Here is a 16,103-nt window from a genome sequence, read left to right on the forward strand (position 1 = left end):
CGGTATGGTGCGGCCTATGGCCAACCCGCTTACCCCGGACGTATTGGTCGACCCGGTCGTGTTGACCCACGCCCTGGTCGACATCGAGTCCGTCTCCGGCAATGAGAAGGTGATTGCCGACTTCATCGAGGAGGTCCTCCGGGAGACCCCGCACCTGAGTGTGGACCGCCTCGGCAACACGGTGATGGCGCGCACTGATCTCGGCCGGGAACAGCGGGTGGTGCTGGCCGGCCACCTCGACACGGTGCCGATCAACAACAACTTCCCATCGACTGTAGTCGATGACCTTATCTATGGATGCGGCGCCTCCGACATGAAGTCCGGCGTCGCTCTCGCTCTGCACCTGGCGGCCACGCTGCCCGACCCGGGCTACGACATCACCTACCTCTTCTACGAGGCCGAGGAGATCGATTCCAAGTACAACGGTCTCGCCCTGGCCGGGGAGTCACGTCCGGAGTGGCTGCTTGCCGACTTCGCGGTGCTGCTCGAACCGACCTACGGCGTGGTCGAGGCCGGCTGCCAGGGGACGCTTCGCGCGATCGTGCGCACCACCGGCCGGCGGGCACACACCGCCCGCGCCTGGCGCGGGGTCAACGCGATCCACGCGGCCGGCGAGGTGCTGCAGCGACTCGCGGATTACCGCCCCCGCACGGTCACCATCGATGGGTGTACGTATCGGGAAGGCCTGAGCGCGGTTCGCGTCTCCGGCGGGGTGGCCGGCAATGTCGTGCCGGACGAGTGTCTCGTCGAGGTCAACCTGCGCTTCGCCCCGGATCGCACCGAGAAGCAGGCCCTCGAGCACGTGCACGAGGTCTTCGAGGGTTTCGAGGTCGAGCTGACCGACTCGGCGGCCGGCGCGCTGCCCGGTCTCACCGCGGCGCCGGCCCGCGAGTTCCTCGCCGCGGTCGGCTCGGAGCCGGCGGCCAAGCTGGGCTGGACCGACGTGGCCCGGTTCGCGGCGCTGGGCATCCCGGCGCTCAATTACGGCCCGGGTGACCCGCTGCTCGCGCACGCCCCGGACGAGCACGTGGAGATCGGCAAGATCCGGGACGGCGCGGCCACCCTGCATCGCTGGCTGGCCTCGGAGCAGACGGAATAGTCAGATGGCCGTCAGTGGCACACGGCCGATCGCCCGCAGCGCCTGCGGCGGGATCTCGATGGTGCGTTCCGGGTCGCTGATCTGGGCAGAGCGAGCCATCCGGCGCTCCTCGACCACCAGTTGAATCCGTCGCTGCATGCGACGCTGCGCCTTCAATTGCTCGTATCGGTTCGTCACGGTGGCTCCTCATGTGGCCTGCGTGCCGTCGATTTGGTAACTGTACAGACGCTTCAGAGCTACCGTCCGTTGCTTCAATCTGGCAAAAAGGTCGGCCGGTCGCAATCCTCTTACCGAAACCCAACCGGTTATTCACCGGTTACTGACCGTCCGCACTACCTTGGTGGCATGACGGACAGCACCAACGGGCGACGGCGGACGGGGGCGGAGCGTCATCGCGGAGCGGTCACACTGCGCCGCGAATCCATTCCGCCCAGCACCGCCGACGAGAAGTTGCTCGATTCTCACCACCGGCGTGAGTGGAAAACGAAGGACGCCTGGCGGGCGCTGCGCATCCTCTCCGAATTCGTCGAGGGGTTCGACACCCTGGCCGACCTGCCGCCCGCGGTGAGCGTCTTCGGCTCGGCCCGAAGCACACCGGACAGCCCCGAGTGCGAACTGGCCGCCGACCTGGGCGCCGCCCTCGCCGAGGCGGGGTACGCGGTGATCACCGGCGGCGGGCCGGGCGTGATGGAGGCGGCCAACCGCGGCGCCACCGAGGCCGGCGGCATGTCCGTGGGCCTCGGCATCGAGCTCCCCTTCGAGCAGGGCCTCAACGACTGGGTCGACGTCGGCATCGACTTCCGCTACTTCTTCGTCCGCAAGACCATGTTCGTGAAGTACGCGCAGGCCTTCGTCGTGCTGCCCGGCGGGTTCGGCACCCTCGACGAGCTGTTCGAGGCGATCACCCTGGTGCAGACGAAGAAGGTGACCCGCTTCCCGGTGATCCTGATGGGCGTCGACTACTGGGGCGGCCTGCTCGACTGGATCAAGACGACGCTGCTCAAGGACGGCAAGATCAATGAGGCCGATCTGGACCTCCTCCAGGTGACCGACGATGTGGACGAGGCGGTCCAGCTCATCGTGGAGGCCGACGCGGCCCTCGCCGAAGCCGCCATCGCCGAAGCCAACGGGACCCGGTGACGTGGCCGCGATCTGCGTTTTCTGCGCCTCCTCCAGCACCCTCGACCAGAAGTGGCTCGACCTGGCCACCCGCACCGGCAACGAACTGGCCGCTCGCGGTCATAGTCTCGTCTCCGGCGGCGGCTGCGTCGGCATGATGGGCGCGGTCGCCGACGGCGCCCGGGCCGGCGGGGCACACACCCTCGGTGTCATCCCGCAGTCCCTGGTCGACCTCGAGGTCGCCGACCTGTCGTCCGATGAGCTGATCGTCACCGCCGACATGGGCGTCCGGAAGAACATCATGATCGAGCGCTCGGACGCGTTCATCACGCTGCCCGGCGGGCTCGGCACCCTCGACGAGCTCTTCGAGGTGTGGACCACGGCCACGCTCGACCTGCACACCAAGCCGATCGTGGTGCTCGACCCGGACGGCTTCTACGAAGGCCTGCTCGCCTGGCTCGAGCAGCTCGCCGAAACCGCGTTCGTGCGCACCGCGGCGCTCGGCCAGATCATCGTCGCGCGATCGATCGACGGCGCCCTCGACGAGATCGAGAAACGCCTCACGGCCTGACGTCACGCCGGGTGGGTGTCACCACACCCACCCGGCGTGACCGGGCCCCGGCGAGCCCGCCGGAACTTCCCGGGGGCGCACGCGGACACGCTCTCACCGGACGCGAACGGTGCGGCTCACTCCGGTCACCCGGCGGGGTCGCAACTCGCCGGGGCGCGGGGCGGCCCCTGCCGAACCGGCGCGATGCGGCGCTGCCGATCCGGCAGGGGGGTACAAGTTCGACGCTGCTCTTCGCGCCCCTTACGCGTCAAGGCATGTCGATCAGTCACCACTTCGGCGTTTCGCGCACTCTGCACGGACGTGGAACACTTCCTGCATGCCGCCGCAACGGGCGACCCTCCTGCAGGTAGCGCAGCGGGCCGGGGTGTCCCGCAGCACCGCCTCCTTCGTCCTGACCGGTCGATACAAGGACATGCGGATCTCCGAGGACGCCCGGCAGCGGGTGCTCCGGGCGGCCCAGGAGCTGGACTACCGGCCCAACCTGATGGCACGCAGCCTGCGCACCAAGGTCACCAAAACGGTCGCGCTGATCTCCGACACGATCGCCTCCGACCAGTACGCCGGCCGCATGATCCACGGCAGCCTGGCCGCCGCCGTGGCCCGCGGGCACCTGCTGTTCATCGGCGAGACCGAGGGCGACCCGGTAGTCGAAGAAAAACTGATCTCCGACTTCCTCGATCGCCAGGTCGACGCGTTCCTCTACGCCAGCATGTTCACCCGGCCGATCCGGGTGCCCAAGCAGCTGCGCGACCGGAAGGTGGTGCTGCTCAACTGCCTGAACCGGGGCTCCTTTCCGGTGATCATCCCGGACGAGTTGAGCGCCGGCCGGGACGCCGCCCGCACCCTCCTCGAAGCCGGCCACCGCACCGGGATCTACCTGGTCGGGCACGTCCCGGACCAGGTCTTCGCGGGCCGCGAACGGCTTGCCGGGATCAACGAGGCGCTCGGCGCGGCCGAGGCGCGGCTCGCCGGGACCATCGACTGCGACTGGTGGCCCGGATCGGCGTACGACGCGGTCAGCCGCGCGCTGGCCGACGGGCTCGTGCCGAAAGCGCTGATCTGCCTCAACGACCGGGTGGCGCTCGGCGCCTACCAGGCCCTTCGCGAGGCCGGCGTGGACATTCCCGGCGAAGTCTCGGTGATCTCCTTCGACGACTCTGAGCTGGCCGCCTGGCTGCGACCCCAGCTCACCAGCATCTCGCTGCCGCACTACGAGCTCGGCTGGCAGGCGATCGAGACTCTTCTGGGCGACTCCACCGAGCCCGCGGTGCAGCGCCTGCCCATGCCGGTGCGGCGACGCGCATCGATCGGCCCGCCGCGCGGCGAATAACGTCGTACCCGAGTGGTTTCCTTATTGCCGTGAGCACGCCGGTCAGCAACCCCGCGGTGCGCCGCCCGGCCTATCGTCTGGTCCGGCGGCCCCGCCCCGCCGTGCCCGAGCTGCGCCCCGACGAGCTGCAGCGATACGTGTCCGACCACGTCGACGGCCCGCTGCTGGTGGTCGGCGGCCCCGGCACCGGCAAGACCACCACGCTGGTCGAGTCGGTCGCCGCCCGCATCGCCGAGGGCGCCGACCCCGAGCGCATCCTGGTGCTCACGTTCGGCCGCCGCGGCGCCACCACCCTGCGCGACCGCATCGAGGCGCGGATAGCCGGCGACCCCGGCCGCATCGTCCACGAGCCACTCGTGCGCACCTTCCACGCGTACGCGTTCGCCCTCCTCCGCCGAGCCGCCGCCGAGCGCGGCGAGCCCTCCCCCCGCCTGCTAACCGGCCCCGAGCAAGACCTGATCATCCGCGAGCTGCTGGCCGCCGTCGGCGACGACGAAACCCCCGACGAGATCGGCTGGCCCGAGGCGCTCCGCCCGGCGCTGCCCACCCGAGCCTTCGCCCAGCAGTTGCGCGACCTGATGCAGCGCGCCGCCGAGCGCGGCATCGACGCGGCCCAGCTGGCCCGCATCGGCGAGCGGGTCGGCCGCGACGACTGGCCGGCCGCGGCCCGCTTCCTCCGGCAATACGTCGCGGTCCTGGCCCTGCGCGACGTGACCACCCGCGGCTCCGCCGCCTACGACCCGGCCGAGCTGGTGCGAGCGGCCACCGGCCTGCTGGCCGACGACCCCGAGCTGCTGGCCGCCGAGCGCAACCGCCTGGCCTACGTCTATGTCGACGAGCTGGCCGACACCGACCCGGCCCAGACCGAACTCCTCCACCTGGTGGCCGGCGGCGGCAAGCCCTTGGTCGCCTTCGCCGACCCGGACTCCTCCATCTACGGCTTCCGCGGCGCCGACCCCACCGTGGTCTCCTCGTTCCCCCAGCGCTTCCGCACCGCCTCCGGCGCAGTCGCCGAGACCATCACCCTCCACACGAACTACCGAGCCACCGCCCCATTGCTGACCTCCACCACCCACGTGGCCCGCCACATGCGCGGCCCCATCACCCACCGCCCCATGCACCCGCCGGCCGCCGCAGGTCCGAGCACCGCAGGTCCGGGCACCGCAGGTCCGGGCACCGCAGGTCCGAGCGTTGCAGGTCCGGGCGTTGCAGGTCCGGGCGTTGCAGGTCCGGGCGTTGCGGGGCCGGGCGTTGCGGGGCCGGGTGTCGCTCGGACAGCCGTGGGGCCTGCCGCGCCGGACGTGGCTTCCAGCCTTCCCACTACCGCGAACTCGACAGGCGCTTCCGCGTCGTCGCCAATTGTCCGTTCCTCCCCGGCCGGAGGGCCCGCGTCTCGCCCCACTTCCGCGTCTGCGGTCGGTCAGGGTGATGAAAGGGCTGGTGGCACCAGCGATTCTTCCCCCGCCGATGGGGTGCGCGGAGAGAGTGCCGGCCCCGCCTCCGCCGGCGAAGAGCTCGGCGACGACGAGCGGCAAGAGGGAGTCGACGCCGGGGGCGAACATCGGGTCGGTCCAAGCGACGGGGCTGACCGGCACCGGGGCGGCGGCGCGTTGGCGGGTGGCGTGACCGGGCAGCGTGACGAGGCCGGGGGTGAGCGGGCGGGGGCCGTCGTTCGGACGTTCCGGTCGCAGACGGCGGAGAGCGCCTATGTCGCGCACGCTCTGCGGGAGGCGCATCTGCTCGACGGGGTGCCGTGGTCCCGGATGGCGGTGGTTCTGCGATCGACCTCTCTGCAGCTGCCGTCGATGCAGCGGGCGCTCACCGCCGCCGGGGTTCCGACCGTCACGCACGCTGAAGACATGCCGCTGCATCTGCAGCCGGCCGTTGCGCCGTTTCTGCTGCTTCTGCGGTGTGCGCTCGAACCCGAGCTGCTCGACGAGGAGGCCACCGTCGCGCTGCTGCACTCCTCGCTCGGTGGAGCCGACCCGTTGGCCGAGCGGCGGCTGCGGCAGGGCTTGCGAGCGCTGGCGTTGGCTGCGGGTGACCGGCGGCCGTCCGGCGAACTGCTGGTCGACGCGGTGCGCGACCCCGCCGGCCTGGACATGGTCGAGCGGCGCTGGGCCAAGCCGGCACAGACGGTGGCCCGGCTGCTCGCCACCGCGCGGGAGGCGGCCGCGGCGCCGGGTGCCACGGCCGAGCAGGTCCTGTGGACGGTCTGGCGGGAGAGCGGGCTCAGCGACCGGTGGTACGGCCTGAGCACCCGCCCGGTCGCCTCCGACGACCCGGACGCGGGCCGTGCCCGGCAGTGGCGGGCCGAGGCGGCCGACCGTGATCTCGATTCGATGGTGGTGCTGTTCGACGCGGCGGCCCGGTTCGTCGACCGGCTGCCCGGCGCGCGCACCGAGGTCTTCCTCGACCACGTGCTCGGGCAGGATCTGCCGGCCGACTCGATCGCGCCGAGCGCCGACCGGGGCGAGGCGGTGCGGCTGCTCACCGCGCACGCGGCCAAGGGCCTCGAGTGGGACGTCGTGGTGCTGGCCGGCGTGCAGGAGGGCATCTGGCCCGACCTGCGGTTGCGCGGCAGCCTGCTCGGTTCGGAACGCCTGGTCGACTATCTGGCCGGCCGCAGCACGAGCGGCCCGGCCGCCGTGGTCGGCGAGACGTCGGCGCTGCTCGACGAGGAGCGCCGACTGTTCTATGTGGCCACCACCCGGGCTCGCCGCCAGCTACTCGTCACCGCGGTCGCGTCGGCCGGCGTCGGCGGCTCCGACGGCGAGGAACAACCGAGCCGCTTCCTGACCGAACTGGCCATCCCCCGCCCGGGCCGCACCCCCGGCAACGGCCCCGACACCCCGCCACCTCCGGACCCACCAGAGCCGGACCCGTGGGACACAGACCCGGATGGCGCGGGCGGCCCGGATGGCGCGGGCGGCCCGGATGGCGCGGGCGGCCCGGATGGCGCGGGCGGCCCGGATGGCGCGGGCGGCCCGGATGGGCGGGAGCATCTTGTGGAGCCGGGCTCGGGGGAGAGCGCGGTGGAGCCGGTCGGTGGTGGGGATGCCGCGTCGGCCGTGGAGGAGCGGGTCGATGCCGCCATCGAGCTTCCGGTGGGGCGGGCGCCGCGGGCCTTGACGCTGGCCGGGCTCGTGGCTGAACTCCGTACCGTCGTGGTGGGGAGGGACCAGACGCCCAGCCGGCGGCGCGCCGCGGCCGCTGAGCTTGCCCGGCTTGCCGCCGCGGGGGTGCCGGGAGCGCATCCGGACGAGTGGTGGGGGTTGCGGCCGCTCTCCGACGACCGGCCGCTGGTCGACGAGGGGCAACCGGTCAAGGTCACGCCGTCGTCGATGGAGAGTGCGCTGCGCTGCAGCCTGCGCTGGCTGCTGGAGCGGCACGGTGGTTCGCCGCCGCCGGGGCCGGCTCAGGGCGTGGGCAACCTGGTGCACGCGGCCGCGATGCTTGCCGAAGATGCGAACGCCGATCGGGAGAAGCTGGTCGAATACGTCTCGGCCCGGTTTGACGCGATCGAGCTGGCCGCTCGGTGGCTGGCCGGGCCGGAGCAGGAGCGCGCCCAGGGCATGGTGGACAAGCTGCTGCGCTGGCTGGCCGGCAACCCGCGGCGGCTGCTGGCGATCGAGCACGAGTTCACCGTGCGGCTCGAGGACAAGAGCCGGCCGATCCAGCTCACCGGGCGGGTCGACCGGCTCGAGGTGGACGAGAACGGGCGGCTGGTCGTCATCGACCTGAAGACCGGCAAGACGACCACCGTCTCGGCCGACATCGAGGAGCACGCCCAGTTGGCCGGATACCAGGCCGCGGTGGAGGCGGGGGCGTTCGACGATTACGGCGCGGCGAGTGGCGGCGCGGCATTGGTGCAGCTCGGGACGGGTAAGGACGCCCGGGAGCAGATGCAGCTCCCGCTGGCCGACGCGGTCGACCCACAGTGGGCGCACGCCATGGTCAAGCGCACCGCCGAGACGATGGCCGCGGCCACGTTCTCGGCGATTGCCAACAGCCGGTGTCGCATCTGCCCGGTGCGCACCAGCTGCCCGATTTCCGGCAAGGGGCGTCAGGTAGTAGAAGATACGCAGTGACCCAGCCCAGCCTCTTCGCCGACGAACCGGCGGCGCCACGCCGTCGTGCCGACTCGGGACCGCGCTACACGCCGGCCGAGCTGGCCGGTCTGCTGCGCCTGAACCAGCGCCCGACCGAGGAGCAGCGGGCGATCATCTCGGCCCCGGTCGAGCCGTTCCTGGTGGTGGCGGGGGCCGGCTCGGGCAAGACCGAGACGATGGCGTCGCGGGTGGTGTGGCTGGTCGCCAACGGCTACGCCCGCCCGGACCAGATCCTCGGCCTCACCTTCACCCGCAAGGCCGCCGGCGAGCTGGCCCACCGGGTCCGCACCCGGCTCGGTCAGCTGGTCCGCCGGGTGGGCCGCGACGACGCGTTCGCCGGTGAGGCGACCATCTCGACCTACCACTCGTTCGCCGCCCGGGTCGTCACCGAGCACGGTCTGCGCGCCGGTTACGAACCGTCGGCCCGGCTGCTCACCGAGGCGGCCCGCTGGCAGATCGTCGACTCGCTGGTCCGCTCGTACACCGGCGAGATGACCGGGGTGAATCGCGCGCCCGGCACCGTTACCGACGACGTCCTGGCACTGTCCGGCGAGCTGTCCGAACATCTGATCACCCCGGACGAGCTGGCCGCCTGGACCGGCCGGTTCTTCGCCGCGGTGCAGGAGCTGCCCGGCCGGGTCTACAAGGACGTGGCCGACGTGCTGCAGCGGCAGCGCCACCGGCTCACCCTGCTGCCCCTGGTGCGCCTCTACGCGCAGCGCAAACTCGACCTGGAGGCGATGGACTTCGGCGACCAGATGGCCCGGGCCGCGCTGGTCGCGATGCGGCATCCGGAGGTCGGGCGGATCGAGCGCGACCGGTTCCGCATCGTGCTTCTGGACGAATACCAGGACACCAGCCACGCCCAGGTGGCGATGCTGAACGCCCTGTTCGGCGGCGGTCATCCGGTGACCGCGGTCGGTGACCCCTGCCAGTCGATCTACGGCTGGCGGGGCGCGTCGGCCGGCACCCTGGACCGCTTCCCGGAGCACTTCCCGGACGCGCGGGGCGAGGACGCGAAGGTGCTGGGCCTGACCAGGAGCTGGCGCAACCGCCCGCAGATCCTCGCGGTGGCCAACGAGTTGTCCCGGCCACTGCGTGCGGCCGGCGCCCGGGTGGCGACGCTGGTGGCGGCGCCCACCGTGAAGGGCGACGTCGGTGGCCGCACGGTGACCTGCGGGCTGCTGGAGACGTACGCCGAAGAGGCCGATTGGATCGCCCAGCAGATGCTTCGTGCCTGGCAGATCTCGGCTGATCGGCCGCAGGCCGAGCCCGACGAGATCCCGGTGGAGCTGCGCCCGACCAGCGCCGTGCTGGTGCGGGTGCGCAGCCAGATCGCGGCGATCGAGAAGGCGCTGCGCGCGGTCGGCCTGCCGGTCGAGGTGGTCGGCCTGGGCGGTCTGCTCGACACCCCCGAGGTCCGCGACGTGACGTCAACACTGCGGGTGCTGGCCGACCCGACCGACGGGGCCTCGCTGCTGCGCCTGCTGACCGGCCCGCGCTGGCGGATCGGGCCGCGTGACCTGGTCGCGTTGCATCGCCGAGCGCGTGGCCTGGCCTCCGCGCGTGCCGAGGTGGTCGACCGCGCCGACCCGGAGGAGATCGTCGGGGACCGGCTGGACGACGCGACCCTGATCGAGGCGATGGCCGACCTGGGCGCCCCGCAGCAGTACTCGGCCGAGGGCTATCTGCGTCTGCGGGCGTACAGCCGCGAGCTGAGTGCGCTGCGGCAGCGTCTCGACCAGCCGCTGCCCGACCTGGTCGCCGACATCGAGCGCACGATCGGCCTGGACGTGGAGGTGGCGGTGCGCGGCTGGCAGGCCGGTGACGCCGGTCTGGCCCGCGGTCACCTGGACGCGCTGGGTGACGCGGCGGCCCGCTACGGCGCCGAGACCGACGGCGGCACCCTCGCCGGTTTCCTCGCTTTCCTGGCCGCGGCCGAGGAGGAAGAGCGCGGTCTGGAGCCGGGCCAGGTGGACGTGGTCGAAGGGGCCGTGCAGATCCTGACCGCGCACGCCGCGAAGGGCCTCGAGTGGGACGTGGTGTCGGTGGCCGGCCTCAGCAAGGGGGTCTGGCCGGGCCTGACCCGCGGCACCGATCACTACCTGATGGGCATCGGCGTGCTGCCGTTCCCGCTGCGCGGCGACATGGACGGCCTGCCCCGGCTGGACCTCTCCGAGGCGGTCGACCAGAAGGGCGTGCTGGCCGCGGTGACGGCGTTCGGCCGGGCCTGGCGGGAGCACGACGAACGGGAGGAACGCCGCCTCGCGTACGTGGCGGTCACCCGCCCACGCCGGCTGCTGCTCTGTTCCGGCTACTGGTGGGGCGAGGGCGTGAAGCGCCCGCGGGGTGCGTCGATGTTCCTCGACGAGATCCGGGAGACCTGCGCGAACGGCGCCGGCGTGGTGGACGTGTGGACGCCGGAGCCCGCACCGGAGGCGACCAACCCGTCGTCGGCCGAGACGGAGCCGATGCAGTGGCCGTTCGACCCGCTGGGCCGGCGACGCCCGGCGATGACGGTGGCCGCCGATCTGATCCGCCGGATGATCGCCGCCCCCGAGGCGTCGGCCGCCGAAGCCTTCGCCGACCTGGCCACCCACGACCCCGAGATCGCGGCCCGGGCCGGGTTCGCGGCCGATCTGGTGGGGATCCCGGAGATCCGCCAGGCCGACGACGCCGCCGCCGAGGCCGACCCGGACATCTCCCGCTGGCAGCGGGAAGCCGCCCTGCTGCTGGCCGAACGGGAGGAGCGGGTCCGCCGGGACGGGCCTCTCGAGGTGGCGCTGCCCGCCCACCTGTCGGTCTCCCAGTTGGTTGTGCTGCGCCGCGATCCGCAGGCGCTGGCCCGGTCGCTGCGCCGCCCCCTGCCGCAGCGGCCCGCGCCACAGGCCCGCCGGGGCACCGCGTTCCACGCCTGGCTCGAGCAGCGGTTCGGCTCGGCCCGACTGATCGACATCGACGAGCTGCCGGGTGCGGCCGACGACGACGCGGCCGACGACGAGGAACTGGCCGCCCTGCAGGAGGCGTTCCTGACCGGCGAGTGGGCCGAGCGCACCCCGGTCGAGGTGGAGGTTCCGTTCGCGACGTCGGTGGCCGGGGTGGTGGTGCGCGGCCGGATGGACGCGGTCTTCGCCGAGCCCGGCAACCGCTACGACGTGATCGACTGGAAGACCGGCCGCCGTCCGTCCGGCGTCGAGGCGGAGGCGGCGGCCGTGCAGCTGGCCGCCTACCGGATCGCCTGGGCGTCGCTGGCCGGGGTGCCGGTCAATCGGGTCAAGGCCGGCTTCCACTATGTGCGTGATCAGGTCACCGTCCGCCCGGCCGACCTGTACGACTCGGAGGCGCTGACCGCCCTGGTGGCCGACGTGCCGTTACTGCGTGATTGACGCCAGCAGGTGCAACAACGCCGACGCGTACGCCTCATCGGCCGTCGCCGCCGCGAAGCTCCGTTGCTCGCCCAGCAGTTCGATCTCCGCCGCGTAGCCGGCCGCCTCCCGGCGAAGGCCGCGGAACGTTCCACCGAGGAGCTCCCGCAGCTGATCCTCGCGGGGTAACCAGGTCGTTTCCTCGATCTCCACATCGTCGAGGGCCCACTCGGTGGTGCCGTTGAAACCGATCACCTGGCCCTCGGGCATCGCGTGCACCTCGATGGTCATATTGCTCAGCACAAAGACCTCTTGATCGAGGTCCCGATCAGGGATCGCGAAGCGGTCGCCGAGCGCCGGTTTCCAGTCCAGACCGGCTTCTTTCAGCTGCTGTGCCAGTTGTACGCCGATCATCGCCGAGTACTCCTTCCCGTGCTACGCTCCGGACGTTGTTCGTTTGGTTCCCAAGTACTTAGGAGCGCCTGTGGGGGAATTTGCCCAGGCGCTCTTTGTCGTAACCCGGGTTTCTCCGGTACGGGCGATCAGTACGGCGACACGAGACTCGGAAGATCCGAGTTTTACTACCTCGCTCCCGACTACTATGGCCGGGAGCGATCGACCGTCGAGGAGACGATCATGGTTACCGGCGTTGTGAAGTGGTTCAACGCGGACAAGGGCTTCGGGTTCATCACCCCGGACGACGGCGGGGCCGACGTCTTCGCCCACTTCTCCGCGATCCAGATGTCGGGCTACCGCAGCCTGGATGAGAACCAGCGGGTTGAGTTCGAGGTCACGCAGGGCCAGAAGGGCCCGCAGGCCGCCAACATCCGCGCGGTCTGATCTTAAATACCAGGTCTGCGCTACTCAGGACGGCGCCGCAGCCCGGCAGGGACGCGGCGCCGTTTCATATAGGCCTGAGCGACCGGCTCAGACGGCTGCTGCCTCCGGCAGCGGCGCGGTGCCACCCAGGTGCGCGGGAAGCCACCAGCGATCGTCCGGCCCGGCGGGCTTATCCGGGTAAGCCTTCTGCACGGCGTCCAGCAAACCGGTGAGGCGTTCCCGGAGCAGGGCCGTCAGCGCGTCGGGCGAGGTTCCCTTGGGCATCTCGATGGCCTCGCCGACCTTGATGAGCACCGGCACGTGCCGCTTGGTCAGCTCTTTCTTGTGGCCCTTGGTCCACAGCCGGTGCGGACCCCACACCACCATCGGGATCAGCGGCACCTTGGCCGTGCGGGCCAACCGGACCGCGCCCGATTTCATCTCCTTCACCGTGAACGACTCGCTGATCGTCGCCTCCGGGAAGACGCCGACCACCTCGCCGCCCTTGAGCGCATCGGTGGCCTGACGGAACGAGGCGGCGCCGGCGTCCCGATCGACCGGGATGTGCCGCATGCCGCGCATCAGCGGGCCGCTGACGCGGTGGTCGAAGACCTGCTTCTTGGCCATGAAACGGACCAGTCGCTTGGTCGGCTGGGCGGCCAGACCGCAGAAGATGAAGTCGAGGTAGCTCACGTGGTTACTCGCCAGCACCGCACCACCCTCCCGCGGGATGTGCTCGGCGCCGTCGACCTCAATCCGGAGGTCGAGCGCGCGGAACATCGTCTTGGCAAAGGCGATGACCGGGGGATACACGAGTTCCATGGAGAGACGGTAGCCGAACATCCTGAAGATCGGCTGGTTCAGGGTGCAACCACCTGTGCCTCTGAAGCGTCTTAGTCGGTGACTCTCTTTTTTCTGTGAACGGTCGCCGGGGGGATCCGCATGCACAGCACGTCTGCCCGCCGTGAGCTCGGGTTCGTGCTCGCGGTGTCTCTAGTGGGGCTCGCCCTGGTCCTAGTGGTGGTCTTCGCCCCGTGGTACACGGTGGTTCCGGCAGCGGGCTGACGCCGTGACCTGATCGCGGCACTCGTGGTGTTCACTGGAACCCATGTCCGAGCCGACGTTCTCCTGGCAGCAGCCCGGTGGGCGATTTTCGTCGGGGATGGTCACGGCGCCCGGCCTCCCGCCGGCCACGCCACCACCGGATGATCCGCCCCCGCCGTCACGAGAGCCGAAGCCCGGTCCGGACGGGCCGCAGCGCCGCCACCGGCAGATCATGATCTTCGCGGGCATCGCGGGCGGCATCCTGGCCCTGGGCCTGACGATCATCCTGATCCTGGTGTTCTCGTCCGGCGGCAATCCGTTCCGCGGCCAGGCCACCGGTCCCGCCGATCTGCGGCCGCCGCTGGCCCGGGCCTGCCCGCCGCCGAACGCGTCACCGAGCGCCGCGCCCACCCAGGCGCCGAGCGTGCTGCCGCCGGAAACCGGGGCACGGACGGTCGACCCGGATGCCGGCATCTCCTACAAGGCGTACGGCGCACCCTGGCTGCCGTGGAACACGGTGTGGCGGGCCGGGACGCTCAATGTGCCGTACAAGGTGGGGCAGCATTTCGTCACGGAGACCTACAGCGGCGGGGGATACCACGCCTCGATCCTGTCCGCGGCGGTGCCGGCCTCGGACAACGACGGCGGGATCGTCGACCTGGAGTGCGTGGGCCGGCAGGTCGCCGCGGACGTGCGCGCGGAGTATTACCCGCAGCCCAACACGATGGACGCGATCCGGGACGAGATGATCACGCTGGGCGGGCACCCGGCCTGGGTGAGCGAGTTCCGGCTGCACTTCCACCAGGCCGGGCTGACCGCCACCGACGAGCTCTCGGCGGTGGCGATCATCGACGTCGGCAAACCGTCGGCCGCGGTGCTCTACGTGTCGATCCCGGGAACCCACAAACAGTTCGACTACGTGATCGACGATGTCTTGAAATCAGTCAGGACCCCGTGAGGCCCCAGCGCTTGCGCAGGGCGTTGTCGGCGGCGTTGAAGAGCACGTCGATCAGGATGCCGATGACCAGCACGACGATGATGTAACAGATCACCAGGCTGGAATCGGAAAGATCACGAGCCTGCTGCATCCGTACGCCGATGGAGAGCGCACCCGGCACGATGACCAGCAGCTCACCGGCCATCAGGCTGCGCCAGGAGAACGCCCAGCCCTGCTTGAGCCCGGAGATGAAGGACGGCAGGGACGCCGGCAGGATCAGGTGCCGGTATTCCGCGATGCCCTTCATGCCGAGCACCTTGCCGACCCGCAGCCAGGTGCGGGGAACGTAGTCGATGCCGCTGATCAGGCCGTTCGCCACCGACGGAGCGGCGCCGATGATCACCACGAACATGATGGCGCTCTCGCTGATCTGGAACAGCAGGATCGCCAGCGGGAACCACATGATCGACGGCATCGTCTGCAGGCCGGTGATCAGCGAGCCGATCGCGGCCCGCAGCGGCGCGAACCGGGACACCGCGGCGCCGATCACGGTGCCGATCAGCACGGCCAGCGCGAAGCCGGTGACGGCCCGCCGCAGGGTGAGAAGCACGCCGTCCCAGAAAGCGCCGGTCGTGATCACGTCGCCCAGGTCGCCGAAGACCGTCCCGGGGCCGGGCAGCACGTAGTCCGGCTTCCACTTCGACCACACCACGATCTGCCAGGCGAGCACCACGATCGCGATGGCCAGCAGCTTGGGCCAGGTGCTGCGCCAGATTCGCTTGCCGAGCGCGCCCTTGTCGGTCTTGGGCGCCAGCTCGAGCGCGTCGAGGCCGCTGACCTCGTTGCTCTGCGTGTCGGGCTTGACGCCGACCTTGTGCGGCGGCGGTTGGATCCCGGTGTCGCCGGCGAGGCCCTGGACCGCCGCGCCGGTGGCGGATTCAGCTGGCATGGCGGGCGACCTCCGCGCGGAGCCGGTCGGTGATCTCGGCGGCCTGGCCGGAGACCTCGGGCGAGTCGATGCGCCGGGGGCGCTCGTGGGTGATCGGGTAGTCCTCGATCACTCGGCCGGGCCGGCTGCTGAGCAGGATGACCCGGTCGCCGAGCCGCACTGCCTCGCGCACGTTGTGCGTCACGAACAGCACGGTCAGCTTCTGCTCCCGCCAGATCCGCTCGAGCTCGTCGTGCAGGATGTCGCGGGTCATCGCGTCGAGCGCACCGAACGGCTCGTCCATCAGCAGGACATCGGCGTTCTGGGCGAGCGCGCGGGCCAGCGCCACCCGCTGGCGCATGCCACCGGAGAGCTCGTGCGGCCGCTTGTTGCCGAAACCACTGAGCCGCACGATCTCCAGCAGCTCCTGGGCGCGCTTACGCCGCTCGGCCTTGCCCACGCCCTGCAGCCGCATCGGCAGCTCGACGTTGCCGGCGACGGAGAGCCAGGGGAAGAGGGCGGCCTCCTGGAACATCAGCGAGACGTGCCGGCCGCCGATGTCCAGGGTGCCGCCGGTGATCTTGTCGAGCCCCGCGACCAGCGAGAGCAGCGTGCTCTTGCCGCAGCCGGAGGCGCCCAGCAGGCAGACGAACTCGCCCTGCTGGACGGTCAGGGAGACGCGGTCCAGGGCGAGCAGGGCGTTGCTGCCGGACCCGTACTGCTTGGAGACGTTTTCTAGGCGGACAACCGCGTCCCCGCGGCCGGTCACCGGCCGCGGG

The 16,103-nt window shown here is 71.1% G+C and carries 14 protein-coding genes; 9 read left to right on the plus strand and 5 right to left on the minus strand.

Features of this window, described 5'->3' with window-relative positions:
* Positions 1 to 16: 16 nt before the first annotated feature.
* Complete coding sequence (gene dapE, locus AB0E90_RS11900; RefSeq protein WP_360402967.1) at positions 17 to 1,099, plus strand: succinyl-diaminopimelate desuccinylase; 1,083 nt, start codon at positions 17 to 19, stop codon at positions 1,097 to 1,099.
* Here dapE and AB0E90_RS11905 read toward each other — a convergent pair whose 3' ends face one another.
* The gene (locus tag AB0E90_RS11905; protein ID WP_360402969.1) at positions 1,100 to 1,276 is read right to left on the minus strand and encodes a hypothetical protein; all 177 of its coding nucleotides are present in this window, start codon (positions 1,274 to 1,276) and stop codon (positions 1,100 to 1,102) included.
* Between the two features lie 168 nt (positions 1,277 to 1,444).
* On the opposite strand from AB0E90_RS11905, the gene AB0E90_RS11910 reads away from it, so the two are divergent.
* From AB0E90_RS11910 to AB0E90_RS11930, 5 genes are all read left to right on the plus strand, one after another.
* The gene (locus tag AB0E90_RS11910; protein ID WP_360402971.1) at positions 1,445 to 2,239 is read left to right on the plus strand and encodes a TIGR00730 family Rossman fold protein; all 795 of its coding nucleotides are present in this window, start codon (positions 1,445 to 1,447) and stop codon (positions 2,237 to 2,239) included.
* 1 nt (position 2,240) lies between these two features.
* Positions 2,241 to 2,789 carry a TIGR00730 family Rossman fold protein gene (locus AB0E90_RS11915; RefSeq protein ID WP_360402973.1) on the plus strand — a complete coding sequence of 183 codons (549 nt, stop codon included), beginning with the start codon at positions 2,241 to 2,243 and terminating at the stop codon, positions 2,787 to 2,789.
* 316 nt (positions 2,790 to 3,105) lie between these two features.
* Positions 3,106 to 4,119 carry a LacI family DNA-binding transcriptional regulator gene (locus tag AB0E90_RS11920; protein WP_360402975.1) on the plus strand — a complete coding sequence of 338 codons (1,014 nt, stop codon included), beginning with the start codon at positions 3,106 to 3,108 and terminating at the stop codon, positions 4,117 to 4,119.
* Between the two features lie 29 nt (positions 4,120 to 4,148).
* On the plus strand, positions 4,149 to 8,210 hold the full coding sequence (locus AB0E90_RS11925; RefSeq protein WP_360402977.1) for a UvrD-helicase domain-containing protein: 4,062 nt from the start codon (positions 4,149 to 4,151) through the stop codon (positions 8,208 to 8,210).
* Positions 8,207 to 11,617 carry an ATP-dependent DNA helicase gene (locus AB0E90_RS11930; protein WP_360402979.1) on the plus strand — a complete coding sequence of 1,137 codons (3,411 nt, stop codon included), beginning with the start codon at positions 8,207 to 8,209 and terminating at the stop codon, positions 11,615 to 11,617. Before AB0E90_RS11925 ends, AB0E90_RS11930 begins: the two co-directional genes overlap by 4 nt.
* On the opposite strand, the gene AB0E90_RS11935 is transcribed toward AB0E90_RS11930, so the two are convergent.
* Positions 11,603 to 12,010 carry a pilus assembly protein CpaE gene (locus AB0E90_RS11935; RefSeq protein ID WP_360402981.1) on the minus strand — a complete coding sequence of 136 codons (408 nt, stop codon included), beginning with the start codon at positions 12,008 to 12,010 and terminating at the stop codon, positions 11,603 to 11,605. The genes AB0E90_RS11930 and AB0E90_RS11935 overlap by 15 nt on opposite strands.
* A 222-nt stretch (positions 12,011 to 12,232) precedes the next feature.
* Between AB0E90_RS11935 and AB0E90_RS11940 the strand changes: the two genes are divergently transcribed.
* Complete coding sequence (locus tag AB0E90_RS11940) at positions 12,233 to 12,436, plus strand: cold-shock protein (RefSeq protein WP_305785173.1); 204 nt, start codon at positions 12,233 to 12,235, stop codon at positions 12,434 to 12,436.
* A gap of 87 nt (positions 12,437 to 12,523) precedes the next feature.
* Here AB0E90_RS11940 and AB0E90_RS11945 read toward each other — a convergent pair whose 3' ends face one another.
* Positions 12,524 to 13,237, minus strand: a complete 714-nt coding sequence (locus tag AB0E90_RS11945; protein ID WP_360402984.1) for a lysophospholipid acyltransferase family protein — start codon at positions 13,235 to 13,237, stop codon at positions 12,524 to 12,526.
* Between the two features lie 120 nt (positions 13,238 to 13,357).
* Here AB0E90_RS11945 and AB0E90_RS11950 point away from each other — a divergent pair, with 120 nt between their 5' ends.
* On the plus strand, positions 13,358 to 13,480 hold the full coding sequence (locus AB0E90_RS11950) for a hypothetical protein (RefSeq protein WP_360402986.1): 123 nt from the start codon (positions 13,358 to 13,360) through the stop codon (positions 13,478 to 13,480).
* Between the two features lie 43 nt (positions 13,481 to 13,523).
* Positions 13,524 to 14,417, plus strand: a complete 894-nt coding sequence (locus AB0E90_RS11955; RefSeq protein WP_360402988.1) for a hypothetical protein — start codon at positions 13,524 to 13,526, stop codon at positions 14,415 to 14,417.
* Here the strand turns inward: AB0E90_RS11955 and AB0E90_RS11960 are convergent.
* Both AB0E90_RS11960 and AB0E90_RS11965 read right to left on the minus strand, forming a co-directional pair.
* The gene (locus tag AB0E90_RS11960; protein WP_360402990.1) at positions 14,404 to 15,345 is read right to left on the minus strand and encodes an ABC transporter permease; all 942 of its coding nucleotides are present in this window, start codon (positions 15,343 to 15,345) and stop codon (positions 14,404 to 14,406) included. The two genes, AB0E90_RS11955 and AB0E90_RS11960, sit on opposite strands and share 14 nt — an antisense overlap.
* Positions 15,335 to 16,093, minus strand: coding sequence for an ABC transporter ATP-binding protein (locus AB0E90_RS11965; RefSeq protein WP_360403340.1), 759 nt, complete (start codon positions 16,091 to 16,093; stop codon positions 15,335 to 15,337). The genes AB0E90_RS11960 and AB0E90_RS11965 overlap by 11 nt, the downstream gene beginning before the upstream one ends.
* Positions 16,094 to 16,103: the final 10 nt, after the last annotated feature.

The sequence above is a fragment of the Actinoplanes sp. NPDC026619 genome, assembly GCF_040638295.1.
Taxonomy (GTDB): Bacteria; Actinomycetota; Actinomycetes; order Mycobacteriales; family Micromonosporaceae; genus Actinoplanes.

Coding starts and splice junctions, on each gene's coding strand:
- AB0E90_RS11960 (WP_360402990.1), bottom strand. CDS start 15,345: ATGCCAGCTGAATCCGCCACCGGCGCGGCGGTCCAGGGCCTCGCCGGC.
- AB0E90_RS11945 (WP_360402984.1), bottom strand. CDS start 13,237: ATGGAACTCGTGTATCCCCCGGTCATCGCCTTTGCCAAGACGATGTTC.
- AB0E90_RS11940 (WP_305785173.1), top strand. CDS start 12,233: ATGGTTACCGGCGTTGTGAAGTGGTTCAACGCGGACAAGGGCTTCGGG.
- AB0E90_RS11920 (WP_360402975.1), top strand. CDS start 3,106: ATGCCGCCGCAACGGGCGACCCTCCTGCAGGTAGCGCAGCGGGCCGGG.
- AB0E90_RS11910 (WP_360402971.1), top strand. CDS start 1,445: ATGACGGACAGCACCAACGGGCGACGGCGGACGGGGGCGGAGCGTCAT.
- AB0E90_RS11955 (WP_360402988.1), top strand. CDS start 13,524: ATGTCCGAGCCGACGTTCTCCTGGCAGCAGCCCGGTGGGCGATTTTCG.
- dapE (WP_360402967.1), top strand. CDS start 17: ATGGCCAACCCGCTTACCCCGGACGTATTGGTCGACCCGGTCGTGTTG.
- AB0E90_RS11950 (WP_360402986.1), top strand. CDS start 13,358: ATGCACAGCACGTCTGCCCGCCGTGAGCTCGGGTTCGTGCTCGCGGTG.
- AB0E90_RS11935 (WP_360402981.1), bottom strand. CDS start 12,010: ATGATCGGCGTACAACTGGCACAGCAGCTGAAAGAAGCCGGTCTGGAC.